The organism is Leisingera sp. F5 (genome assembly GCF_001593695.1).
The window spans coordinates 26,070-49,870 of record NZ_LUKH01000033.1 but is presented as its reverse complement, the minus strand read 5'-3'; the positions used below and the strand labels follow the sequence as shown (position 1 = coordinate 49,870).

The following is a 23,801-nucleotide window of genomic DNA, read 5'->3' as shown; positions in this document are numbered from 1 at the left end:
ACATGCTCGCGGGTCCATAGCGGTACTCAAGAATGCTTTGAGAGGCGACGAGCGCTATGCCTGGCGAGGACAGCTTGAAGGATCTTTCATCGCTCTGGATCTCTACTTGTCCAGTTCGAAGATACACTGCTTCCAACTGAAAGCCTGACATCGGTCCGAATATTTCGCCTTCCCGGTATGTACTCTCGCCGAAGGCAAAGGTTGCATCTGATCCAACAATGTTCGCAACGGATAGGTCGCTTCGGCATGTGCTCATCTTGTAGCTCTTCGCTAGTTAAACAAGGAATATTGTCTTTTTATTTTCTCTAACTGGCAAAATGAATGGCACATCAGAGTGCCTTGCGCACCCAATATGTTCACTATGGACAACTATTAACCACAAGAGATACGTGAATCCGATTGAGTGAATCGAGCCTCCCGTCAACAATTTCCAAAACGGGAGAAAAGTATCGTGGAAATTAGAGAACTGATCCGTGCCGGTCATGGCGACATCAAAGCCGACCTTGTGATTGCCAATGGCCAGCTGATCAATGTTGCGTCCGCCGAGGTCTACCCGGCGGAAGTCGCGATCAAGAGCGGCTACATCGTAGCAATTGGCGATGTCGATCACTGCAAGGGACCGGAGACACAGTATCATGACGCCGAAGGCCGCTATCTGGCGCCTGGCATGATCGACGGACACCTGCATGTGGAATGCTCGAAACTGTCGGTCTCCAGCTTTGCCGAGCTGGTAGTTCCCTATGGCACAACCTCAATTGTATCCGGACTGGACCAGATTCTGGTGGTTTCCGGCCTCGAGGGCGTGCGCCACTTCTTGGATGAAGCCAATGCTGGCCCAATGACCATCCACTGGGGGGCGCCGTGCAAGACGCCCTACACAATGCCGCGCTCGACGGTGAACCATTACTTCAGCCCCGACGATCACCGCGCCACCCATGACTGGCCGGAATGCATCGGCATCTGGGAAACCGTGCGCGAGTTCATCCAGGAAGAAGACGATCATGTGATCGAAGCGCTGGAGATTGCGCGCAAGAATAAGCTGCCGGTGTTCGGCTGCTCACCGATGTGCAAGGGTTCCAAGCTGGCCGGCTATGCCAGCGCCGGGATCCGGCTTGACCACGAAAGCTATGAGGTGACCGAGGCGCTGGAGAAGCTGCGCAACGGCATGTTCATACTGATCCGTGAAAGCTCAATCAGCCATTTCCTGGAAGAGAATATCCAGCTGGCCACCAAACACGCGCCAGAAGCCGCGCACCGGGTCAGCTTCTGCACTGACGATGTGGTGGCGACAGATATCCTCAAGCGGGGGCATCTGGACAATATGGTCCGCATGGCGATCCGCGCGGGCGTAGCGCCGATGGAAGCCATTCAGATGGCCACAATCAACAGCGCCGTCGCCTGCCAGATCGACCATAAGGTGGGCCTGATCGCGCCGGGCCGCCAGGCCGACATCGTGCTGGTGGACAGCCCGGAAAGCTTCAACGTTCAGCAAGTCATCGCCAAGGGCAAATTTGTGGCGCAGGACCGCAAGATGCTGGCCCCGGTAACCCGCCCTGAGCGTCCGAAGTTCCTGACCGAAACCATGAAGGTCGCCCCCGTCACCCCTGCCGACCTTCAGGTCCGCACGGAGGAACAAGCGGTCAAGGTGCTGTCGATGAATATGTCGACCGAAGTGCCCTTTGTCCGCAACCGCCGCGAGGCGGTGCTGCAAGCCAGTGACGGAGTGGTGCTGCCGGATACCGGGCAGGATGTGCTCTATGTCAGCGTGATCGAGCGCTACGGCAAAACCACCAACAAACCGGTCGCCTTTGTCTCGGGTTTTGGCCTGAAATACGGCGCCATGGCCACTTCCACCGCTCCGGACGACAACAACATTGTCTGCATCGGCACCAATCCGGAGGACATGGCGGCGGCGATTAACTGGGTGATCGTCAACGGCGGCGGCCAGGCCTTCGTCAAAGACGGCGAAGTGACCGTCGGTCTGGAACTGCCGATCGGCGGGATCGTCTCGGATATTGACCCTGTCGAAATGGCCGCAAAAGAAGAGGCACTGGACGCGGCAGCGCGTGAAGCCGGCTGCCAGCTGGAATGGCCTTTCATGAACATGTTTGTGCTGTCCATCACCGCCATTCCAGAATTTGCGATCACCGATCTTGGTGCCGTCGACTGCGTGGCGCTCAAGACCTTCGATCCGGTGCTGGAACCGGCCTGACATCAGCGGCGGTCCTTACCCTGCGGAAATCAAAAGACAGGGACGGACAGCTGCCCGCAGCGCCAAGCGGCGCAGGCATAGGGGGCCGGGGCACTAGCCATTGGCAAAGGGCTCCGGGCCGCAAAGACCCCCAGGAAAACAACAACGGGAGGAAGAACCCATGAACATTCTTAAACACGCAGCACTTGCAGCATTGCCATTTGCCGCGGCGGCCGGGATCGCCGCAGCCGAGGCGCCAACCGAATTGGGCATCGGCCTGATCCTCGCCACCGGGCCGGAAGCAGCCTGGGACGCCACTTTGCTCCGCGACCTGGAAGGCGTGGTGGAAGCCGCGCCGCATGGCCTTGATATCTTCTACAAGAACATCAACGGCAAATGGGGCGAGGACGCGGGCGATGCGATGGAACTTCTCGTCAAGACTGGCCGATACCAGATCATCTGGGCGCACAGCAGCTATTCCGACCAAGTCAAGGCGCTGCAGGAGAAGTATCCGGATATTTTGTTTGTCCTGGTCGGCTCCGGCAACGAAGGTTTGGGTGGCAACGCCTATTGGGTCTACAAGCGCGCGCATGAACCCTCCTACTTGCTTGGCGTGCTGGCTGGCCGGCTGACCGAGAACGATGTGGTCGGTGTGGTCGGCCAGTTCCCTTCTGAAGACGTGAACGACCAGATCAACAGCTTCTTTGCCGGCGCGCGCGCAGTGAACCCCGACGTGCAGCGCAAGGTGGCCTTCATCGAAAGCTGGTATGATCCGGCCAAGGCCGAGCAGTTCACCAACGCGCAGATCGCCGCCGGTGCCGATCTGACGTTCCAGTTGGTCGAAAGCTTCGAGACCTGTGAAAAGGCCGGTATCATGTGTTTTGGCAACTATGTCGATCACGGTGAGGTCTCGCCGGACTCGGTGGTGGCCAGCGCGCTGATCTCCTGGACCGAGGACATCAACTGGGTGATCGGCGAATGGTACGACTATGCCGCCAACGGCACGCCCTACGATGGCAACACCTCCGAGAAATGGGTGCCGATGGCCGAAGGCGGCAGCGCCCTGTCCGGCTTCCACGCCTATGAGGACAAGCTGCCCGCCGGGCTGAAAGACGAGATTTCCGCATTGTCCGCGCAAATCGCGTCCGGAGAGCTGGCGATCCCGGTCGACCTGTCACTGCCCGCTTCCGACTGACCGATACCCCGGCTTCCCGCTCTGGCGGGCGGCCGGCACATCCAGGAAATTGACGATGCCCAACCCGACCATTGAAGCCCGCGGGCTTTGCAAAAGCTTTGGCCCGGTCCGCGCCAATCACGACATCAGTTTTTCGGTTCATACCGGAGAACTGCTGTGTTTATTCGGCGAAAACGGCGCAGGCAAATCAACGCTTTCGGCCTGCCTCACCGGCCTGTTCCCTCCGGACAAGGGCGAGATCCTGTACAAGGGCGCGCCGCTCAAGATGAGTTCTGCCGCCGATGCCATCCGAGCCGGCATCGGGCTGGTGCATCAGCATTTTGTCCTGGTGCCGGATTTCACCGTGCTGGAAAACATTGTCATCGGCTCGGAAAAGCGGCTGGTGGTTCATTACGGCGAGGCCGAAGCCAAGTTGCGGCGGATCTGCGAGACCTACGGCATCGATATCGACCCCAATGCGCTGGTGCGGGACCTGTCGGTGGGTGAGCAGCAGTGGGCTGAACTGCTGAAAGCGCTCTATTTTGATGCCGATCTTCTGATCCTGGACGAACCCACTGCCACGCTGGACATCGAGAACTCCAAGAAACTGTTCCGCATCATCGATAAGCTCAAGGCGGACGGCGTGGCGCTGATCCTGATCTCGCATTTCCTGGACGAGGTAATGCAGGCCGACCGGGTAGCAGTGCTGCGCCAGGGGGAGGTGGCGGGCATCCGCTCCACGTCCGAGACCTCCCCCGAAGAGCTGACCCGCATGATGGTGGGCCGCGATCTGGAGCCGAAGATCCGGCAGGCCTCTCCTGTCGGCCCTCCGCGGCTGCTGCTGGAGAATGTCACCGTTGGCCAAAGGGGGCAGAAGCCGGAGCTGAGCAGTATCTCGCTGACGATCCATCAGGGCGAGATCTTTGGGATCGCCGGGGTGGCCGGCAATGGGCAGAATCCGCTGATGGAGGTGATCGCCGGTGTGCGGGCGCCTGCCTCAGGCCGGATCACCCTGGACGGGGCCGAGATCAACGGCCTCAGCGCCCGCACCATCAAGGACATGGGTCTGGGGCACATCCCCGATGACCGCTTTGTCGAGGGGCTGGTGCCGGAGCTGTCGATTGAGGAGAACCTGATCCTCGGCGACCACCGCGGTTATTTCGCCCGCGGCGGGCTGCTCGATTTTCCCAAGATGCGCCTGAGCGCCGAGCAGATGATCGCAGAATTTCAGATTTCGGCGCCCTCTGCAGAGACCCCTACGGGCAACCTGTCGGGCGGCAATGCCCAACGGGTGATCCTGGCCCGGGAAAAGCGGCTGGCAACGCGGGTCCTGCTGGCCAACCAGCCGACCCGCGGGCTGGACGTCGGGGTGATCGAATACATCCACACCAAGCTCTTGGAGAAGCGCGCCGAAGGCGTCGCGGTGCTGATCGCCTCCTCCGAGCTGGAAGACCTGATGAACCTTTGCGACCGGATCGGCGTGCTGTTTCAGGGCCGCCTGATGGGGATCGTTGATGCCGGCACAACCAATCTCGAAGAAATCGGCCTGCTGATGGCAGGCCAAGCGATGGAGGAGGCCGCATGATCACCATCACGCCCCGCGCATCCGCCGGCTGGCAAGCCCAGCTTACCGCCTATGTTCTGGCACTGGTCCTGGGCTTTGGCGCCTCGGCCCTGCTGATCACCGCAAGTGGCGCCAGTGTCTCCGAAGGGTTCGGCGCGCTTTACGAAGGCGCCTTTGGCAGCTGGGAGGCAGTGCTGCAGAGCCTGGTTGCGGCCACCCCGCTGATCTTTACCGGCCTTGCCACCGTCATCGCCTTCCGCGCTGAAATCTGGAGCATCGGCCAGGAAGGACAGATGTTTGCCGGCGCCATGTGCGGCTATTGGGCCAGCCTGTATCTGGGCGGCACCCCGTGGCTGGTTGCTATCCCGATCGTTATCCTGGCCGCCATGGCCGGTGGCGGCGCCCTCGGCGGGCTCTGCGGTTGGCTGAAGACTCGGTTCCAGGTCAATGAGATTATCTCGACCGTGATGCTGAACTATGTCGTGGTCTATCTGCTTTCTTACCTGCTGGCGGGCGGCCCGTGGACCGCTGAGGGCTCGACCTCCTATCACCAGACGCCGGTCTTTGCGGAAAACTTCCACCTGCCGCGGCTGGCGGAGGGGGTAAAGCTGCACATTGGTTTCCTCCTCGCCCTGGCCGCGGCTGCCGCCTGCTGGGTGGTCCTCAAGAAAACGCCGCTGGGCTTTGAGATCCGCGCCCTGGGCTTCAACCCGACCGCGCTGCGGTTCAAGGGGGTGAATGTCACCCGCACAGTGCTGATTGTCATGTGCCTGAGCGGCGCCTTGTCCGCCCTGGCCGGGGTCTCGGAGATCTTTGGCGTCAATTACCGCCTGCGCGGCGATGTGATGGCGGGCCTCGGCTTTACCGGCATCATCGTCGGCATGATCGGCGGGCTGAACCCCATCGGTGCGGTGATTGCGGCGCTGCTGTTCGGCGCCTTGGCCAATGGTTCGCTTTACATGAGTGTGCTGTCCGACATCCCGCCGTCGCTGGTGCCTGCCATGCAGGGCATTCTGCTGCTTTTCTTCCTGAGCGCATCGGTTCTGGTCCGCTTTTCCATCAGCATCGGGAGGCCCGTTCATGTCTGAGTTGCTGACCCCTGAAATCCTCATGTCGATCATGATTGCCGCCATGGGCGTGGCCACCGTGATCCTGCTGGCCGCCCTCGGTGAACTGGTGACCGAACGTTCGGGCATCTGGAACATGGGCGTCGAAGGCACCATGCTGTTCGGCTGCCTGATCGCCTATCTGGTGATGGCGGAGACCGGCTCACCCATCCTGGCAGCCCTGGTGGCGATGTGTGCCGGGCTGGCGGCGGGGGCATTGATCGGCTTCATGACCGTGACCCTGCGGGTGGATCACTTTGTCACCGGCTTGGGCTTTAACCTGCTGGCCAGCGGCCTGACCCTGTTCTGGTTCCGTAGCTATGTCGGCGGCGGCAAGCCGCCCAGCTATTCGACCATCAATGAATCCCCAATCCCGCTGCTCTCAGACATTCCGGTGCTCGGCCCGATTCTGTTCGACCAGCACCTGCTGACCTATGCGGCCTTCCTGAGCGTGCCTTTCATCGCCTTCTTCCTGCGGCGCACCACTTACGGGCTGGAGACCCGCGCCGCGGGCGAAAACCCGCAGTTCCTGGAAGCCAAGGGCCTGTCGGTCGCCACCCGCCAGTACAGCGCACTGCTGTTCGGCTCGGCGCTGACGGCGCTTGGCGGCGCCTTCCTGATGCTGGCTTTTGCCGACCAGTTCCGCCCAGACATCTCCGGCGGCCGCGGCTGGCTGGCGATTGTCGCGGTGATTGCCGGCAATTGGCGCCCGGTCCGTACCATGATCGCCGTGCTGGTCTTTGCCATCCTGGACAGTGTGGCGGTGCATGCGCAGGGCGTCGGGGTCGACATCCCCTATCAGTTCTTCCTGATGCTGCCTTACGTGGCCTCGATCTTGCTGCTGGTGATGATCCGCAGCCGCTCGGGCCAGCCCGCCAAGCTTGGCGTTCCCTATCTCAGACACTAACAATCGGAGCCCCCATGCCAATTCCCACCTGGACAGAATCCGCACCGCGCCTGATCGACACCGCCATGGGGCGCACCCCCGCAGACAGCGTCATCCTTGGCGGCAAATGGGTGAATGTGTACTCGGGCGAGATCATCCCGGATACCGATATCGCCGTTGCCGCCGGGCGGATCGCCTATGTCGGGCCGGATGCAAGCCATGCCATCGGTCCGGACACCAAAGTGATCGAAGCAAACGGCCGCTATATGGTGCCGGGGCTGTGTGATGCGCATATGCATGTCGAAAGCGGCATGGTCACGGTCACCGAGTTTGCCCGCGCGGTGATCCCGCATGGCACCACCTCGATGTTTATCGACCCCCACGAGATCGCCAATGTGCTCGGTCTGCCCGGCGTCCGCCTGATGCATGACGAGGCGGCGGGCCTGCCTATCAACGTGCAGGTGCAGGTCCCGTCCTGCGTACCCTCGGCTCCAGGTTTGGAGAACGCCGGCGCCGATTTCAGCGTTGATGATGTGAGTGAGGCGCTCGGCTGGCCGCAGACCTGCGGCTTGGGGGAGATGATGAACTTCCCTGGCGTCGCCATGAATGATCCCAAGATGATTGGCGAAATCGGAGCGACACAACGGGCGAACAAAACCGTTGGCGGGCACTATGCTTCGCCCGAACTTGGGCTGATGTTCCATGGCTACGTCGCGGGCGGTCCAGCTGATGATCACGAGGGCACTCGCAAAGAAGATCCGGTCGCCCGCATCCGCCAGGGCATGCGCGCCATGCTGCGGCTGGGGTCGGCCTGGTACGATGTTGCCGAACAGATCAAGGCGGTCACCGAGGACGGCATGGATCCGCGGAATTTCCTGCTCTGCACGGATGACAGCCACTCTGGCACGCTGGTGAACGACGGCCATATGAACCGGGTAGTCCGGCACGCGATTGAACAAGGGGTAAAGCCGATCACCGCCATCCAGATGGCCACCCTCAACACCGCCCAGCATTTCGGGATGGAGCGTGACACCGGCTCCATCGCCCCGGGGCGGCGGGCCGATATCATCCTGACCTCCGATCTGCCCACCCTGCCGGTGGAACTAGTGATGGCCGCTGGCGAGGTGCTGGCGGAAAACGGCAGGCTCACCGCCGATATCCCCGCCGCTGACTATCCGGAATTCGCCAAGAACACCGTCAACCTGGGCAAGCGTCTGGCCGCGAGTGACTTTGATATCCACGCCCCGGCAGGCGCCGCCGAAGTCCGGGCAAGGGTCATTGGCGTCATCGAGAACCAGGCCCCGACCCGGGCGCTGGAGGCGACCCTCGCAGTCGAAAACGGGCTGGTGCAAATGGACGGAGCCCAGGACATCTGCCAGATCGCACTGGTCGAACGCCACCGCGGAACCGGCGGCGTTGTAAACGGCTTTGTGTCCGGCTTCGGCTACGACACGCCCTGCGCGGTGGCCTCCACGGTTGCGCATGACAGCCATCATATGATTGTCGTTGGCACTTCAAAAGAAGACATGGCCGCTGCAGCTAATCACCTGGGCAAGGTGGGCGGCGGCATTACCGTGTTTTCCGGCGGCAAGGAACTCGCAACGGTTGAGTTGGCGATTGCCGGCCTGATGTCGGAGGAACGCGCAGAGGTCGTCGCAAGGAAGGCAGCGAAGATGGTTTCAGCAATGGCAGAATGCGGTTGCAGGCTGAACAACGCCTATATGCAGCACTCACTGCTGGCTTTGGTGGTGATCCCTGAAATCCGGATTTCCGATTTGGGAATTATTGATGTCACCAAATTCGAAAAGGTTGATCTGCTTGTCTGAAGAGGCAAACACGCAGATTTCTTCACCTGAGGATGAAACAGCTTTCGGTAGGTGAGGCTTACGCCGAACTCCCTCCGCTTATCGAATGTGCCGTTGTGTTGGTTAACGGTTGTTTCAGCTTCCCCAACTGGCCCCGCGAAAGCGGGGCTTTTCTTAGCTGAAAGCCTCAAAAGTGAACGAAAGCAACCATTGCGTCTTCCTTCCTAGCTTAGCGGGGTTCCGGTTCGGACGACATGCAGTGAAACCGGTGCCGCACTGCGGGCGCTAACTGAGTTGTTGCCGAAACGCACGCCGTCGCCGCTTCAGGACTATGTGCTCGGGCGCTTGGAGGGCGCCAAGGGGCCGGAATGGCTTGACGCTCAGGGGATTGAACAGGCGTTCCGCGCAACCGAGATGCTGGGGGCGGTTTTGAGGTTTGGTGCCCGTACAAAAGCGGCGGATCTGGATCAGATGGACTGGGACGCTGCAGGGCAGGCCGGCTGGAAATTTACCTCCGGCGGGGAGAGCGGGGTCAGAACCGCTCTGGATCAGTTTCTGGAAAATGCCCGGATGACATCGGATGGCCCTCTGCGGCGTGTGCCGACATATGGATTGCTCTACTCTTGGCTCGGGTCCGCGGCACTGTCCAAAGATCCAGGGCCGATTAGGGGCATCCTGCGCGAACACATTCTGGATAACCTGGACGTACAGGCGGGCCAGCTGCTGCTTGGAAAAGCCGTGATGACCCCACGCCGGAGCAGCATTGCCTCCTTGGCAGCTTCCGAGGGTGTGCATAGTGCTACGTTGGAAAATGCTCTGCTGGCCAAGGGAATGATCTCAGAGGCCGATGCGGAGCTGCCTGGATCCCATGTCTTGGTGGATTATGAGATCGGTAAAGTCGTCTCAGAGGAAGTAAAACGGGCGGTTGCGATCACCCTGCTGCCGCAAATGCTCAATGCATCCAGGAACTTGGTTGCAGCGCTGTTGGACGTGGGGATCTTGACCCTGTTGCATGACGGCGGGTTGTCGAAGGTCAATATCAGACGGGCGGTTGATCGCGAGCAGGTTTCCGCGCTTCTCACGCGCCTTGAGCGCATCGCTATGCCTGTTTCCAAGGTGCCCGGTACCATGGTTCGCTTGACGAGGAGTGCTGCAATCACCCAGAAGAATATGCCCTCGGTATTGGCTGCTTTGTTTGGCGGCCAGTTTCGGCGTGTCATGCGGCTGGAAGCAACGCCTGGCCTTGGTGGTCTTCTGGTCGACCCGAAGGAGATCAAAGCGCTAACATCGCGTGGCAGGCCCGGTATGAGTGCCAGCTGTGCCTTCATGATGCTGGGTATCGGTGAGGCCGCGGGTAAGCGGTTGATTGCGGAAAAGACCGGCGAAGCTGTTTTTGAAACGGTTTCCGTACCGGGTGAAACCGAGCCGTGGATTACCCCGGACGCCATGGCCAGCTTTCGCGCCAAGTATGTGACCTTCAAAAGCCTTATGATCGAGGCGAACTGCAAGCAGCCTCAATTAAAACGGATGCTGGCTGATCACGAGGTGAAACCGGCATTCGACCCGAAGACCCTGGGTGCGATTCTTTACCGAAGGGCTGACTTGCCAGACTTTCTGGACACCTAACCTCCACGTCTTTTGAGATCCAAATTGCCGCCTTCGGGCGGCAATTTTTGAAACTTTCGATGGCAGATAATACTGTGGAAATGGCAGAAAAACCGCCCCGGCTGGTTTTGTGTGGAAATGGAGTGTTTAAAAACAATAGCTTACGAGGGCAGTGCCGGCATCAATGGCAGTTTTTCAGTGGTCCCGACATTTGAGAAGAAAAACAAAGCTGCTGACAGCGATCGCGGAGCTGACCAACAATCCGGCCTGCATCGCCATCCATCGCAAAGGGTGCCAATTCGGATAGCGGTACTTTTCTTCTGTGCCAGGCAGTCATCGAACAAAGTCACTGTGATCATCGTTGTGAAGCTGGCAAAGCCCCAAGGCTTCCAATGAACAGCAGCGCTCGAAGAATGTTTTTTTGCTTCATGCAGGACGTTAGTCACGGTGCGCAGAACAAGTAAAGTATGCAGCGCCCACAGTACTATCTGTGAGCGCCACTGCGAACTCAAACAGTAAGTCTCTCTCGTTCTGACACCGGCTTAGGCCCGAGTGGTGCAGTGCGGAGAACGAATAGTTACCCGGTGATCTCTTTCATCACGCCCAGGAACGTCGCCACTTCGCCGACGCTGTTGTAGTGGCACATGGAGACGCGTACGCAGCTGTCCATGCCCAAGGGCGTCAGGATATTGCCGGAGTAGTGGTCCGCTTTGCGCAGGTGAGTGCGGATGCCCTGTTCGTTCAGCCGTTTTACCACATCTGCCGATGGCACGCCTTCGACGGTCAGCGACACCAGCCCCTCGCGCGCGGGGTTGTCTGCACCGCCCAGGATAGTGACGCCTTCCATCTCCGCGAGGCCGGGCAGGTTGCCGGAGCCGTGGATCATCGCATCGGTCAGGGCCTTTTCATGAGCATGGATTGCCTCGCCTGCCGCCACGAATTTTTCGCGCCGGTCGGTGGCATCGCTCACCTCGCCGCCAAGCCACTCCAGGTAATCGGCAACGTCGGACAGGGTGGCATAGCTGCCGGTGTCGCGGGTACCCATTTCCCAGTTGTCTTCCGGCCCATCGATCAGCGCGTTATGCGGCACTTGGGTCAGCCGGTCCGAGATCCACGCGAGGCCATAGCCGTGGCGCGAGAACATTTTGTAGGGCGAGATCACATAGCCATCGACGCCATAGGCCGTGAGGTCGATGCGCCCGTGGGCGGCGTGCTGGATGCCGTCGACGATAATCAGGCAGTCCGGCGCCACTTCGCGGATGGCTGCGGCGCAGGCGGCCAGATCCACACCCATGCCGGTGACCGGCGAAGTATGGACGATGGTGGCCACCACGGTGTCCGGAGTGACCGCCTTGGCATAGGCCTCCGCGGTGAGGGTGCCGGTTGCGTCGTCATGGGGGATCAGCACATGGGTTTGCCGCGTCACCCCGGCCCAGCGGGTGCAGGCAGAGCGGGTGGCCGGGTGTTCCAGCGTTGAGCCCAGCACGGTGCCGCCCTCAGCTGACCCTAGGCAGGCGTTCATGATCAGGCGGAACAACAGCTCGGTACCGCTTTCGCCGGCAAAGAACTGGCCGCCGGGTGCGTTCATAAAGACGCGCATGTCGTCCTTGGCCTTGGCGATCACCCGTACCAGTTCATGGCTGCCGGGGTTGTCGCGGCCCTGGTTATCGGGGATGGCGGCGTATTGGGCCGAGGTGTCCACCACCGATTTCAGCGTCAGCGCGCCGCCGGCGTTTTCAAAGAAGATCCGGCTCCCCTGCCGCGGGCAAGTGTCGACCTGGGCAAAACGGTCCCGGATTTGTTCTAGCAGGGTATCGGTGATCTGGCTCATGTGATGGTCCTATCAGGCGGAATTAGCGTTTCCGCGCCAGATTAAGGGCCAGGCATTCGAACCACATGCAAAAGATTTGGGGGCTCAGAGCCGGAAATCTCTGTGAAAGAACGGCCGGTCAGAGCCGATTTCTGTTGAGAGAAACGGTGGTTTTTCGCGGTGAGCGTTCGCCCGGGCGGGAGCGGAACGCGCCCGCCGTGGGGCGGGCGGACGCGTGCCCGCCACTTGCGTGACGGGCTGGTGACCAATTCGAGGTCAGGTAATGAAGCCGGAAAACGGCGCGCGCAAAGCGGCCCTATGCACCATTTCCGACAGGGTGATGATGTCAAACACCGGCCGGTTCAACTCTGCCTGAAGGGCATGGGCATAGGGCGGCAGATCAGTGCATTCCAGCACGATCGGGCCGATTTCCGGATTGCGGGCAATCATGCCTTTGGCGGCTGCCAGCAGTTCCGCCTCGACCTTGGCCAGATCCATGGCCGTGCGCTCGTTGCGCAGGATCACGGTCGAGAACTCCTCGGCATCGTCCAGCCCCTGCACCACGATCGGCGTGTTCTCAGCACCGACGCCCTGCAGATGCGCTTCGGTCAGGCTGCCGGAGGACGCGGTGATCACCCCCACCGTCCGGCCGGTCATCTGATGCGCCAGCGGCACCTGGATCAGCGAGGAGACAAACACGGGCACATTCACTGCCGCGGCAATCTCGCGCTGGAAAATCGCCAGGAACCCGCAGGAGCCGGTGATGGCGCGCACGCCCTTGGCCTCCAGCCGTTTGGCCGCCTCGATCAGCCGGTCTTTCATTTCGCCGGTGGGGTTGGCCAGCAGTTTCGGCACGGTGATCCCGTCCAGCATTTCATAAAGCGTGGTGAAGGCCAGGCTGGAGGGGTTCTTGATATGGCCGGGCGGTTTGGGAAAATAGCTTTCCAGCGCCAGCACGCCAATAGAGACGCCGCAGATATTCTGCCCGCCGGGGTGGATGGTCATGTCGTGATCCTTTCGTACCGCCGTGCGCGAAACGGCGCGAGGTCTTCGTTCACTGGGGTTTCGCTGACGATATCCGCCACCAGCCGCCCGGTTTTCGGGGCCATCATCAGGCCATAGTGGCTGTGGCCGAAGGCGGCGATCAGATCGGGGAAGCCTTCGACCTCGCCAATGCAGGGCAGGCTGTCGGGCAGGCTGGGGCGCTGGCCGGACCAGGTCGCCATGTCGGCGGCGTTCAGATCGGGCAGAAGTGCCTTGGCCAGCTCCACCAGCCCGTCGAGCCGTTTCTGATTGAGCGGCTGATCAAGGCCCGCGAATTCAGCGGTGCCCGCCACCCGCAGCCCTTCCTCCATCGAGGAGGCCACGAATTTCATGTCCATATCCATGATCGAGTTGTTCAGCGCGACGCCCGGATTGCGGAACGACACGTGATAGCCGCGCTCGGATTCCATGGGGATCCTGATGCCCAGCGGTTTCAGCAGCTCACCGGACCAGACGCCCATCGCCAGCACCAGCTTGGGTGTCCATTCCTGACCCGCATCGGTGGTATAGGTCCAGCCGCCGCGCTCGGCAGGCAGGATGCCCCGCACGGTCTGGGTCAGGATTTCACCGCCCATGGACTGGAACTTCTCTGCCAGCACAGTGCCGATCCGGCCCGGAGAGGTTGCCCGCGCCTGGCCTTTGATCAGGATCGCGGCCTGAAACTCGGGCGTCAGCGCCGGTTCCAGCTCGCGCAGATCCGCGGCGCCGATGCGTTCCATTTCGGCGCCGCGCGCGCGGCGCATTTGGTAGTCGACCGACTCCAGATTGGCGGCCTCCGCATTGCGGAAGGCATGGACGTAATAGCTGTCCTGCACCAGATCCTCGTGCCCGGTGCCTGCCAGATGCAGCCGGTACATCTCCACGCAATTGCGGTTCAGCGTGTCCATTGCGTCAGAGATCTGCTGGATCCGCCCGTCGCGCCCTGCCGACAAGAACCGCAACCCCCAAGGCGCGACCTTCGGCAGATAGCCCGGCTTAACCGTCACCGGCCCCAGCGGGTCCAGCAGCCAGCCGGGCACCTTTTTCCACAGCCCCGGCATGGATTGCGGCACCACTGACCAAGGGGAGATGATGCCGGCATTGCCATAGGACGTCGCCTGACCCGGCGCGTCCCGGTCAATCAGCCGGACCCGCAGGCCCCGCTCGGCCAAAGACAGGGCCGAGCAGATGCCGACGATCCCGGCGCCCAGGACCGTCACATCGGGGGTGGCGAGGCCGCTCATTGCGCGGCCTCGGCCTGAAGTTTGCGCTGCCGGCCCAGCTGCTGCAGCAGCACCGGGGCCATCACTACAAGTGCTGCAATGTCCGAACCGCCCGAGGGCGCCACCAGCAGCAGGCCGCCGATGGCCATCAGCAGCCGCCAGATGCCGTTGAGCGGCGCCAGGAAATAGGCCGAGACAGCCGTGGCGATGGCAAAGACACCTGCCGCACAGGTGACCGTGACCTGAGTGAAGCTCAGCAGCGTGAAATGCTCCGGCAGCACGATCAGCATGGTGGGCGCGTAGACAAACACCATCGGCACCATCAGCTTGCCCAGTCCCAGGGTAAAGGCGTTCAGCCCGGTGCGGAACGGGTTCGATCCCGCAATCCCCGCCGCCGCATAGGCCGAGGCACAGACCGGCGGGGTGATCTCGGAAATCACGCCGTAGTAGAGCACGAACATATGGGTGGCGAGCGGCGGCACACCCAGCTGGCTGAGGGCCGGCGTCGCAACCGCCACCAGCATGATATAAAGCGCGGTGGTCGGCAGGCCGGCCCCCATCAGGATGCAGGCCATGGCGATCAGCACCAGCGACAGGAACTGCTGGATCGACGGCTGGCTGAAGGCTTCAATCGTGGTCCAGTCCAGCAGCGGCGCAATGGCCGTTGCCATATCCGCCGCACCGCCGGTGACCATGAAGCCAAGGCGGAAGCCAACGCCGGTGGTGTTGATCACACCCACCACAATCCCCACCGCAGCCGAGGCCGCACCCACCGCCAGCGCATACTGCACGCCGACATGGAAGCTGTCGAACAAGTCGCGGAAGCTTTGCCGTTCGTTGCGGTGCAGGCAGCCGATGATCGTCAGCGCCGCCAGCATGCCCGCCATCACCGGCGTATACCCCTCGCCGGAATAGGGCGAGGCCTTCCAGAATATGAACCCGAACAAAGCCAGCGGCACCAGCAGGGTTGCGGGTTTGTCAAAGGCGCAAAAACCGACCACCACACACAGGCTAAGGCCGATAAAGGCCGCCATATTCGGCGAATAGCCCGAGAACAGCACCAAGAGCAGCGCGATCAGCGGAATGATGGTGTACCAGCCGTCCTTCCAGACCTGCAGGAATTTCGGCAGCTGATCCTTGGGATAGGCGGTGAGGCCCAGTTTCTTGGCGGTGAAATGCACGATCGAGATCACCCCGATGTAATGCATCATCGCCGGCACAATCGCCGCAATCACGATGGTGGTGTAAGGCACCTCCAGATACTCGGCCATCAGGAAGGACGCCGCCCCCATGATCGGCGGCGTGATCTGGCCGCCAGCCGAGGCTGCGGCCTCAACCCCGCCTGCGAAGTGGCCCGGATAGCCCATCTTCTTCATGTTCGGGATGGTGAGCGAGCCGGTGGAGACCGTGTTGGCGATGGAAGAGCCGGAGATCGTGCCGAAGAAGGCAGAGGAAACAACCGACACTTTGGCCGGGCCACCAGTGTAGCGGCCAGCCATGATCATGGCGTTGTCGACAAAGAACTGCCCAAGCCCCATCCGCTGCGCCACCACGCCGAACAGCACAAAGTGGAACACCACGGTGGAGACCACCCAGAGGGTGACGCCGAAAATGCCTTCGGAGGGGAAGTACATGTTGTTGACGAACTGCTGCCAGTTGACGCCCGGATGCTTGAGGATCTGCGCGGGCATATAGGGGCCGAACAGCGCATAGACCATGAACACCAGGATGATCAGCGGCAGCACAAAGCCGATGGTGCGCCGCGCGATCTCCAGCACCGTCAGGATCAGCACCGAGCCAAAGAACACATCCAGGCTGGACGGGTTGCCCTGCCGCAGCGCCTGTTCGGCAATGTCAAAACCGAACATGTCAAAGCCGCGCCAGCTGACCCACAGGAACAGCGCCGCCGCCATGCTGAGGCCGGTCAGCGCCCAGTCATACAGCGGCACATTGCCGGGGCGCAGCGCGCTGGCACCGCGCCATTCCAGATTGCGGGCGGATTTGATCAGCGGGAAGCCCACAAAGATGAACAGGAACAGCCCCGCCAGGTGAATGCCCATATGGACATGATCCACCGGCGTGCCGAACCCGGCCGTCCACAGATGATACAGGGCAAAGGCAATGCTGGCCCAATAGATGAACCCCTTCAGCCTGGGTCCGTTGTCGCGCGTGTTCAGAGCGGAATCATACTGCTTCTCCAGCTCCTCCAGCGCTTTGTTGTCAAGATGAGTGTCCAGGGACATCGGGGTTTCCAGTCTAGAAGGGTCAACGGGCACGCCTGTGCATCCGCGCCTATGCAGGCTGCAGGCGGGCAGGGGCACCGGGAAACAAAAGGCGGCAGCAAGGCGGACCCTGCTGCCGCAGTTCAGGGGGAGGAGTTACTTCAGCAGGCCGATTTCGCGATAGAACCGCTCAGCACCCGGATGCAGCGGAACGCCGATGCCCTCAACGCCTTCCAGCGCGGTTTCCAGGGTGATCGCCTTGCCCTTGGGGTGGCCGTTGTCCAGCAGCTTGCGGGCGGTATCGGACCACATCGCCTTGGTGATGCCGTAGATCAGCTCTTCATCCATGTTGGCATTTGTGACCAGCATGCCGGAGACCGCCACGGTGTTCACGTCATAATCCACGCCCGGATAGGTGCCTGCCGGAATGGTCGAGGGGATGTAGTAGGGCACGGTGGTATTGGCCTGTTTGATCTCTTCCGCCGACCAGTTGTGCAGCTCCATCCCCTTGGTGTTATCCAGCTGGATCATTGCCGCAACCGGGGTGCCCGCCGCATAGAAATAGGCATCCAGCTGGCCGTCGGCGATGCGCTCGGCGGATTGGGCGTTGTTCAGCTCGGCTTCATCCATGTTGCCGCGGTTCACGCCGTGGTCATCCAGGATCAGCTCAACCGCGATCTGGGTGCCGGATCCGGCCTGCGCAATGCCCACGCGCTTGCCCTTCAGGTCGGCGAGACCGTCCAGCTTGTGGCCTTCGGGCAGTACCAGATGCAGATCCTCGGGGAACAGGTTGGCGATCACCCGCAGGTCGGGCTTGGCGTTGCCTTCAAACTTGCCGGTGCCGTGATAGGCAAAATGCAGGGTCGCGGCGCCGGACAGGCCTGCTTCCATCTGGCCGTTCTGGATGGCGTTCACATTATGGGCCGAGGCGTTGGTGGACTGCGCCATCGCCACCAGACCGGGCACGCCGCAGTTGCCGCCTTCGTCACAGGCACGCGAGCCGGGCGGGTTGGAAATCGCATTGGCGATGATGCCGCCGATCGGAAAATAAGTGCCGCCCGCGCCGCCGGTGCCGATGCGGAAAAAGGTCATGTCCTGCGCTGCAGCGGCGCCGGTCAGCATGGTGCAGGCCAATGCGGCCCCGGTCAGTTTCTTGAAAATTCCCATTATCTCTTCCCTTGGTTTTTTGGCCGCAGCTTGCCCGCTGCAGCTCACTCCTCCGATCTTTGCATCATGGAAAAGGAAATGCATAAGTACAAATTTAAAATTATACGGTATGTATAGACTTAATTTATGGTGGCTTAACATGAACTCTCACCAGCTTGCGGTTTTTCACGAGGTCATGAAAACCGGCTCGGTCAGCCAGGCGGCGCGCAACCTGCACCGCACCCAGCCTGCGGTCAGCGCGGCGATCAAGACGCTGGAGGCGGAACTGGGCCTGACCCTGTTCCTGCGCGAGGGCCGCCGCCTGGTGCCGGTGCCCGAGGCGCAGTACCTGATGGAGGAAGCGACCGAGATTCTGTCGCGGATGGAAACCGCGCAGCAGAATCTAGCCAATATGCGCGACCGGGTGCAGGGGTCGATCCGGATCGTGGCGATGCCGGGACCGTCCACCTATCTGCTGCCGGAATTCATCAGCCGCTTTGTAGACGGCAAACCCGAGGTTCGGGTGACGCTGGCGACGCGCTCCTCGCCGCAGGTGCGCAGCCTGGTGGCGGCCGGCAGTTTCGACATCGGTTTTTGCGACATGAGCCGGTTCCGTGGCGACCGCAAGCTGTACATGGCGGAGGAACTGCCCAGCAATTGCCTGTGCGCTGTGCCGGCCGGTCATCCGCTGGCGGACCGCGATGCCATCACCGCCGCCGATCTGAACGGGGTGCCAATGGGCGCGTTGCAACCCGATCACAACACCTATCAGGCCACTTCGCAGGCGTTCCTGGCTGCCGGCGCCGAATTCAACCTGCGCTATGACGCGCAGTATTTCCTGCCTCTGTTCCACTTCATCGCCGCCGGCCAGGCTTGCGCCATTGTCGATGTCCTCAGCGCTGAAAGCTATCGCCGCAGCAACGCGGGTGAGGACAGGATCCGCTTCCTGCCGTTTGAGCCGCAAATTTCCTTTGGCTATTCCATCCTGACCCCCAGCGAACGGCCCCTGTCCCAGCTGGCCGCCAGTTTTGCCAAGGCCTGGCGGGAGCATGTCACTGAAATCCTTTCGGAAGCTGCCGGGTAGCCGGATTCTGGGAAAATCCGGGGCGCCTCCCCAACTGCGGGGTGGAGTTTGCGGCGGGCCCGCGCCCGCCCGGTTTTCCACTTAGGGAGTACCTTCGGCGCAGCCCCTGCCGCGCCCCCGTCCACCGGCGGGACGGGCACTTGGCGCAATGATCCAGCCGTTTCAGAGCAATCTCAAATTTGGTCTTCACATCTATCTACAGAATTGTATACAGTTTGGAGCACGAATCCTGGGCCTCCGCCCGGCAGTATCCATGACGGCAAAAGAGGGCCTCCCATGCAGAACACAATGACCAGCACGATGAACGGCGCCGAGGCGATGGTGCGCTCTTTGGAAGCGCACGGCGTCACCCATATCTTTGGCCTCTGCGGTGACACCACGCTGCCCTTCTATGATGCGATGAACCGGTTGGAGCACGGCATCACCCATGTCCTGACCCGCGATGAGCGCAGCGCGGCCTATATGGCAGACGGGTTTTCCCGCGTGACCGGCCGGGTTGGCGTTTGCGAAGGCCCGTCCGGCGGCGGTGCCACTTACATCCTGCCGGGGCTGATCGAAGCCAACGAAAGCTCTTACGCGGTGCTGGCGATCACCACCGACATTTCCGTGGGGTCTTACGGAAAATTCCCGCTGACCGAGGTCAATCAGGAGGTCCTGATGGACCCGCTGACCAAGTTCAACACGGTGATCAAACGCGCCGATCACATCCCGCGCATGGTGCGCCAGGCGTTCCGGGCGATGACCACCGGCCGCTCCGGCTCGGCGCATTTGGGCCTGCCCTATGACATCCAGTATGATGATGTCCCGGCAGATGACATTTGGGGCGACCCCAAGCATCAAAGCTACCCCTCCTACCGCGCAGCCCCCGAACCGGGCGCAGCAGAGGCCGCAGTCGAGGCCATCTTCACCTCCAAGTCACCGCTGATCGTCTGCGGCGGCGGCGTGGTTATCTCGGGTGCGATGGAGGAGCTGGGTCGGCTTGCCTCCCGCCTCGATATCGCCGTCGGCACCTCGATCTCCGGCAAGGGCTCGCTTGCCGATACCCACCCGCAATCGCTGGGCGTGGTCGGCTCCAACGGCGGCACGGATGAAACCTGGGAGATGATGGAGGGCGCCGATCTGGTGGTCTTCATGGGCTGCCGCGCAGGCTCCACCACCACCTCGCGCTGGGAGGCGCCGAAGCCCGGCCAGCGCATCGTGCATTTCGACAATGACCCGATGACTATAGGCGCCAACTACCCGACCGAGGTCGGCGTGGTCGCAGACCTGAAACTGGCGCTGCAGGCGATGAACGCCTGCCTCGACAGCCGCGAGGGCGAAATGCCGTCCTTCGGCGGCGCCGCCAAAATTGCCGGCATCAAGCAGCGCAAGTTTGCCAAGTTCGAAGAGCTGGCAAACAGCAAGACCGAACAGGTGCTGCCCGAGCAGATCATTCACGCGCTGAACCAGAACCTGCCGGACGACGCCATCGTGGTCTCCGACCCCGGCACCAGCTGCCCTTACTACAACGCTTATTCGCAGCAGAAACACCCGGGCCGCCAGTATATCACCAACCGGGCCCATGGTGCGCTGGGGTATGCGCTGTCGGCATCACTTGGCGCCTGGTTCGGGCGGCCCTCCAGCAAAGTTGTGGGGATGATGGGCGACGGCTCCTTCAACTTCACCTGCGGCGAGCTGGAGACCGTGGTGCGCTGCAACGCGCCGATCACCTATGTGGTGTTTTCCAACGCCAACTTCGGCTGGATCAAGGCCAGCCAGCGTGACGATTGCGGCAAGCGCTATTACAACGTCGACTTCAACCGCACCAACCACGCCGCGGTGGCCGAAGCGTTCGGTGTCAGGACCTGGCGTGTGGAACGGCCCGAGGATCTGGACCAGGCGATCAAGGAAGCCTTTGCCCATGACGGCCCGACCCTGATCGACGTGGTCTGCCAGGCGCTGGAAGAGGCCGCCGCCCCGGTCCGCCGCTGGATGGGATAAGATTTGCTGAGCTGACAAGCTCTCTTCCGCCCGGCCGTTAGGCCGGGCAGCGCCCGCCCCATGGGCGGGCGCTGCCCTCAGTGTTCCGATTCAAAGCCTCCGCCTTCCAATTTGCATTTTCCCTCCTGCCGGTTATCACTCCTGAAACCTTGATTTCAGGAAAGGCACCAGTCCATGGACACACCTACCGCCCCCAAAGCCGGAGCCATGCTGCACCTGCGCGGCAACACGCTGTCCGAAGGCGAGCCGGTGGCACTGCCGCTGACGCAAAGCTCAATGTACCACCTGCCGGGTGACTGGACCGGCGGCCCCAGCTATGGCCGGGTGGACAATGCGACGTGGGAGCAGCTGGAGCATGTGCTGGCCTATCTGGAGGACGCGCCAACGCTGGCCTATCCTTCGGGAATGGCGGCGATCTCGGCGTCGCTGTTTGCAACGGTCAAAGCGGGGGCAAAGATCCTGATCCCCTCGGACGGCTACTACGTCACCCGGCGCCTCAGCGAGCGGTTTCTACAAAATCTGGGCGTGCAGGTCGAACAGCGACCCACCACCGGATTTGCCGAGGGCGGCTTTGATGGCTTTGACGTTGTTTTTGCGGAGACACCATCGAATCCCGGCCTGGACCTCTGCGATCTGCGCGCGATTGGTGATGCGGTCCATGCGGCAGGCGGGATCCTGATCGTGGACAACACCACCATGACCCCGCTGGGACAGCGGCCGCTGGAGCTGGGCGCGGATGTGGTTGTGGCCTCTGACACCAAGGCGCCGGGCGGGCATTCGGATGTGCTGATGGGGCACCTGGCCACCCGCAACGAGGATATCCTGCAAGCCGCGCGCGAGTGGCGCCAGTTCGGCGGCGGCATCCCCGGCCCGCAGGAGGCCTGGCTGGCACACCGGGGGTTGGAGACTTTGGACGTGCGGTTTGACCGGATGTGCAGCACAGCGGAAGTGCTGGCGGAACGGCTGGCGGCGCATCCGCTGGTGCAGGACATCCGCTTCCCCGGGCTGGCCTCCGATCCTTCGCACGAACTGGCCAAGCAGCAGATGGCGCGGTTCGGCTTCCTGATCTCGATCACTTTGGACAGCTCTGAACAGGCGGATGCCTTCATCAACTCCTGCCCGCTGATCCGCTCCGCAACGTCCTTTGGCGGGGTGCATACGTCGGCTGAACGCCGCGCCCGTTGGGGCGATGCGGTGGCGCCGGGGTTTGTGCGGATCTCGGTTGGAACAGAGCCGGCCGAGGAGCTGTGGAGCGCCATGGCCGCCGCGCTGGAGATGCTTGGCGGCTAGGGGTCCAGACAACAAGACAAGCTGTCCCCGCCGGGACAGCTTGGTGAAACCCCGCAGGCCGGAGGGCCATTCAGGCGATCTGCGGCACCCGGATGCGGTGCTGATGCATCTTCTGGTAATGCGGCAGCATCCGGCGGTGGACGCGGCGGACACGCTCGGGTGTGTTCTCGATCTCCACGTATTTGCGGGCCTGGCGGGTGAGGCCGGTGGATTTCGCCAGGTTGGCGTGGAAAGACCCGCCGTCCCACCAGCTGTGCGCGGAAGGGTCGCCGCCGGGCTCCCAGGTTAACGCTTCCTTAATGAATGGAATGCCGACCGCCTCGCAGAAGGCTTCGGTCACTTCTTCGGGATTCTCCAGCAGATCATCGCTGTCGACCACCGGCGGCGGGGTGCCGTTCAGGACGGTCAGCAGGTCGAACAGCGCCCGCTGCTCGGGGAAGCCGGCCTCCAGCTCATCAAAATCCGGCCATTTGTTGTACATCGAGGTGATGGTCTTGGCCGGGTCGCGGATCAGGAAGGCATGGGTGAAGTGGCTGAGGAATTCAGGATCCCACATATGGTTGATATAATGCGGAAAATCCTTGAGGAACACCGGGCCCTTCTGGGCGCGGGCCTTGATATCCTCCCAGACGCTTTCCAGGGTCAGGCCGGGGGTGGTTTTCTCGCCCTCGGTATAGCGCGGCCACAGCGGGTCTTCGCCCTGATACCAGGCCTCGCCAAAGGGTTCATGCAGGCAATCGAGGTCGCCGCGCTGGCGCATCATCCATTCAAACGCGGTGGAGGTGGAGCGGGGCACGGCCCACAATGCGACAATCTTATGCATCAAGGGGTTCCTTTTACAGAGAAGACAGCAGGGAGCCCTGCGGTGTTTCGGGTTTCAGGCCCAGGGTTTTGAAGATCCGCCAGTAAAGCGCGATGTCATGGCCGATGACCGGCTTGCCGAGGCGCTCCTCCAGCTCTGCCGCGTAATGCACCGGGCGCTGCGCGATGCCGTCGGAGGCGCGGCGGTAATTGCTCATGCCGTTGATCAGATAGGCATCGGCCTGCGGCGCTTGTTCGGCGGTGCAGTCGAAGGATTTCCAGATCAGATCCTCGTCAAAGCACCAGATGCAATTGTCGACGTCTTTCTGGGTTTCGAACCATCCCTGATCGTGGAAATTTCCTGCCCAGACCACATCGAATCCGGCTTCCTTCAGGAACCCGACGGTGCCCTGATACCAGCTGTCCGGGTGGTAGCAGGCGTTCAGGGCGACCTTTTCGACATTCTGGTCGCGCAGGGCTTCGACCATGGCGTAGCCGGCCATGTGAAAGGGGGTTTCGTACTTGTCGCTTAGCATTTCGCAGTGCTGGCGGATGCCCTCGACGCCTCTCCCTGAGGCGTGCACCCAATTCGACCCCACCTGGCCGCAAACGTCGGCACCGTTGTTGGCCATGCATTCGACGAATTCTTCCAGCAGGCCGAAATTCTTCTGCCGCTGGCCCAGCTGATGGGCGTAGTCCGGCACGTGCAGCATCCGGCCATGCACGCCCACCGAGCGCGGCGCCATGCGCAGAAAATCCGAAGGGGCTGCGTCAAAGTCATGCGGCGGCGCCGTGAAGCCGACCTGATGCGGGAACAGCTTGTTCTTTGGATTGGCCCAATGGGCGGGTTTTTCATAGTCCGGCATTGCGGCTCTCCCTGTTTGCGCTTGG

18 protein-coding genes are annotated in these 23,801 nt (G+C 61.8%); 10 read left to right on the top strand and 8 right to left on the bottom strand.

Features of this window, described 5'->3' with window-relative positions:
- A partial coding sequence (locus tag A2I95_RS19290) for a hypothetical protein (protein ID WP_291732259.1) occupies positions 1 to 256 on the bottom strand: 256 nt, incomplete at its 3' end.
- A gap of 195 nt (positions 257 to 451) precedes the next feature.
- Between A2I95_RS19290 and A2I95_RS19285 the strand changes: the two genes are divergently transcribed.
- The 7 genes from A2I95_RS19285 to A2I95_RS19255 all read left to right on the top strand — a co-directional run bounded on the left by A2I95_RS19285 (position 452) and on the right by A2I95_RS19255 (position 10,352).
- Positions 452 to 2,212 (top strand): adenine deaminase C-terminal domain-containing protein, encoded by a 1,761-nt coding sequence (locus A2I95_RS19285; protein ID WP_291732257.1) that lies wholly within the window; start codon positions 452 to 454, stop codon positions 2,210 to 2,212.
- A 160-nt stretch (positions 2,213 to 2,372) separates the two neighbouring features.
- Entirely contained in the window at positions 2,373 to 3,386 is a 1,014-nt protein-coding gene (locus A2I95_RS19280) for a BMP family protein (RefSeq protein ID WP_291732255.1), read from the top strand.
- Between the two features lie 55 nt (positions 3,387 to 3,441).
- Positions 3,442 to 4,950 carry an ABC transporter ATP-binding protein gene (locus tag A2I95_RS19275; RefSeq protein ID WP_291732253.1) on the top strand — a complete coding sequence of 503 codons (1,509 nt, stop codon included), beginning with the start codon at positions 3,442 to 3,444 and terminating at the stop codon, positions 4,948 to 4,950.
- Complete coding sequence (locus tag A2I95_RS19270) at positions 4,947 to 6,017, top strand: ABC transporter permease (RefSeq protein ID WP_291732251.1); 1,071 nt, start codon at positions 4,947 to 4,949, stop codon at positions 6,015 to 6,017. Before A2I95_RS19275 ends, A2I95_RS19270 begins: the two co-directional genes overlap by 4 nt.
- The gene (locus A2I95_RS19265; protein WP_291732250.1) at positions 6,010 to 6,942 is read left to right on the top strand and encodes an ABC transporter permease; all 933 of its coding nucleotides are present in this window, start codon (positions 6,010 to 6,012) and stop codon (positions 6,940 to 6,942) included. The genes A2I95_RS19270 and A2I95_RS19265 overlap by 8 nt, the downstream gene beginning before the upstream one ends.
- 14 nt (positions 6,943 to 6,956) lie before the next feature.
- Complete coding sequence (gene ade, locus A2I95_RS19260) at positions 6,957 to 8,747, top strand: adenine deaminase (protein WP_291732247.1); 1,791 nt, start codon at positions 6,957 to 6,959, stop codon at positions 8,745 to 8,747.
- Positions 8,748 to 9,023: 276 nt separating this feature from the next.
- Complete coding sequence (locus A2I95_RS19255) at positions 9,024 to 10,352, top strand: hypothetical protein (protein ID WP_291732245.1); 1,329 nt, start codon at positions 9,024 to 9,026, stop codon at positions 10,350 to 10,352.
- A 556-nt stretch (positions 10,353 to 10,908) separates the two neighbouring features.
- Here A2I95_RS19255 and A2I95_RS19250 read toward each other — a convergent pair.
- The 5 genes from A2I95_RS19250 to A2I95_RS19230 all read right to left on the bottom strand — a co-directional run bounded on the left by A2I95_RS19250 (position 10,909) and on the right by A2I95_RS19230 (position 17,776).
- Positions 10,909 to 12,162, bottom strand: coding sequence for an aminotransferase class V-fold PLP-dependent enzyme (locus tag A2I95_RS19250; RefSeq protein WP_291732243.1), 1,254 nt, complete (start codon positions 12,160 to 12,162; stop codon positions 10,909 to 10,911).
- A 255-nt stretch (positions 12,163 to 12,417) separates the two neighbouring features.
- Positions 12,418 to 13,146: an aspartate/glutamate racemase family protein gene (locus A2I95_RS19245; protein ID WP_291732241.1), complete on the bottom strand. Its 729-nt coding sequence runs from the start codon at positions 13,144 to 13,146 to the stop codon at positions 12,418 to 12,420.
- Entirely contained in the window at positions 13,143 to 14,408 is a 1,266-nt protein-coding gene (locus A2I95_RS19240; RefSeq protein ID WP_291732239.1) for an FAD-binding oxidoreductase, read from the bottom strand. Before A2I95_RS19240 ends, A2I95_RS19245 begins: the two co-directional genes overlap by 4 nt.
- Complete coding sequence (locus tag A2I95_RS19235) at positions 14,405 to 16,630, bottom strand: TRAP transporter permease (RefSeq protein ID WP_291732237.1); 2,226 nt, start codon at positions 16,628 to 16,630, stop codon at positions 14,405 to 14,407. Before A2I95_RS19235 ends, A2I95_RS19240 begins: the two co-directional genes overlap by 4 nt.
- Before the next feature lie 135 nt (positions 16,631 to 16,765).
- Positions 16,766 to 17,776: a TAXI family TRAP transporter solute-binding subunit gene (locus tag A2I95_RS19230; protein ID WP_291732236.1), complete on the bottom strand. Its 1,011-nt coding sequence runs from the start codon at positions 17,774 to 17,776 to the stop codon at positions 16,766 to 16,768.
- A 139-nt stretch (positions 17,777 to 17,915) separates the two neighbouring features.
- Here A2I95_RS19230 and A2I95_RS19225 point away from each other — a divergent pair, with 139 nt between their 5' ends.
- The 3 genes from A2I95_RS19225 (at position 17,916) to A2I95_RS19215 (ending at position 22,109) form a co-directional block, all read left to right on the top strand.
- Positions 17,916 to 18,839 carry a LysR family transcriptional regulator gene (locus A2I95_RS19225; RefSeq protein ID WP_291732234.1) on the top strand — a complete coding sequence of 308 codons (924 nt, stop codon included), beginning with the start codon at positions 17,916 to 17,918 and terminating at the stop codon, positions 18,837 to 18,839.
- A 288-nt stretch (positions 18,840 to 19,127) separates the two neighbouring features.
- Positions 19,128 to 20,819 carry a thiamine pyrophosphate-binding protein gene (locus A2I95_RS19220; RefSeq protein WP_291732263.1) on the top strand — a complete coding sequence of 564 codons (1,692 nt, stop codon included), beginning with the start codon at positions 19,128 to 19,130 and terminating at the stop codon, positions 20,817 to 20,819.
- A 174-nt stretch (positions 20,820 to 20,993) separates the two neighbouring features.
- A complete protein-coding gene (locus tag A2I95_RS19215; protein ID WP_291732211.1) occupies positions 20,994 to 22,109 on the top strand; it encodes a cystathionine gamma-lyase in 1,116 nt (371 codons plus the stop codon).
- Between the two features lie 70 nt (positions 22,110 to 22,179).
- Here the strand turns inward: A2I95_RS19215 and A2I95_RS19210 are convergent, their stop codons facing one another.
- Both A2I95_RS19210 and A2I95_RS19205 read right to left on the bottom strand, forming a co-directional pair.
- On the bottom strand, positions 22,180 to 22,932 hold the full coding sequence (locus A2I95_RS19210) for a sulfotransferase family protein (RefSeq protein WP_291732210.1): 753 nt from the start codon (positions 22,930 to 22,932) through the stop codon (positions 22,180 to 22,182).
- A 13-nt stretch (positions 22,933 to 22,945) separates the two neighbouring features.
- The gene (locus tag A2I95_RS19205; protein ID WP_291732208.1) at positions 22,946 to 23,776 is read right to left on the bottom strand and encodes a hypothetical protein; all 831 of its coding nucleotides are present in this window, start codon (positions 23,774 to 23,776) and stop codon (positions 22,946 to 22,948) included.
- Between the last annotated feature and the right edge of the window lie 25 nt (positions 23,777 to 23,801).

What these genes read in the sequence shown, in the direction of transcription:
- A2I95_RS19250 (WP_291732243.1), bottom strand. Translation starts at nt 12,162, where the DNA reads ATGAGCCAGATCACCGATACCCTGCTAGAACAAATCCGGGACCGTTTT.
- A2I95_RS19225 (WP_291732234.1), top strand. Translation starts at nt 17,916, where the DNA reads ATGAACTCTCACCAGCTTGCGGTTTTTCACGAGGTCATGAAAACCGGC.
- A2I95_RS19265 (WP_291732250.1), top strand. Translation starts at nt 6,010, where the DNA reads ATGTCTGAGTTGCTGACCCCTGAAATCCTCATGTCGATCATGATTGCC.
- A2I95_RS19210 (WP_291732210.1), bottom strand. Translation starts at nt 22,932, where the DNA reads ATGCATAAGATTGTCGCATTGTGGGCCGTGCCCCGCTCCACCTCCACC.
- A2I95_RS19240 (WP_291732239.1), bottom strand. Translation starts at nt 14,408, where the DNA reads ATGAGCGGCCTCGCCACCCCCGATGTGACGGTCCTGGGCGCCGGGATC.
- A2I95_RS19230 (WP_291732236.1), bottom strand. Translation starts at nt 17,776, where the DNA reads ATGGGAATTTTCAAGAAACTGACCGGGGCCGCATTGGCCTGCACCATG.
- A2I95_RS19235 (WP_291732237.1), bottom strand. Translation starts at nt 16,630, where the DNA reads ATGTCCCTGGACACTCATCTTGACAACAAAGCGCTGGAGGAGCTGGAG.
- A2I95_RS19205 (WP_291732208.1), bottom strand. Translation starts at nt 23,776, where the DNA reads ATGCCGGACTATGAAAAACCCGCCCATTGGGCCAATCCAAAGAACAAG.
- A2I95_RS19215 (WP_291732211.1), top strand. Translation starts at nt 20,994, where the DNA reads ATGGACACACCTACCGCCCCCAAAGCCGGAGCCATGCTGCACCTGCGC.
- A2I95_RS19270 (WP_291732251.1), top strand. Translation starts at nt 4,947, where the DNA reads ATGATCACCATCACGCCCCGCGCATCCGCCGGCTGGCAAGCCCAGCTT.
- A2I95_RS19275 (WP_291732253.1), top strand. Translation starts at nt 3,442, where the DNA reads ATGCCCAACCCGACCATTGAAGCCCGCGGGCTTTGCAAAAGCTTTGGC.
- ade (WP_291732247.1), top strand. Translation starts at nt 6,957, where the DNA reads ATGCCAATTCCCACCTGGACAGAATCCGCACCGCGCCTGATCGACACC.
- A2I95_RS19280 (WP_291732255.1), top strand. Translation starts at nt 2,373, where the DNA reads ATGAACATTCTTAAACACGCAGCACTTGCAGCATTGCCATTTGCCGCG.
- A2I95_RS19220 (WP_291732263.1), top strand. Translation starts at nt 19,128, where the DNA reads ATGACCAGCACGATGAACGGCGCCGAGGCGATGGTGCGCTCTTTGGAA.
- A2I95_RS19245 (WP_291732241.1), bottom strand. Translation starts at nt 13,146, where the DNA reads ATGACCATCCACCCCGGCGGGCAGAATATCTGCGGCGTCTCTATTGGC.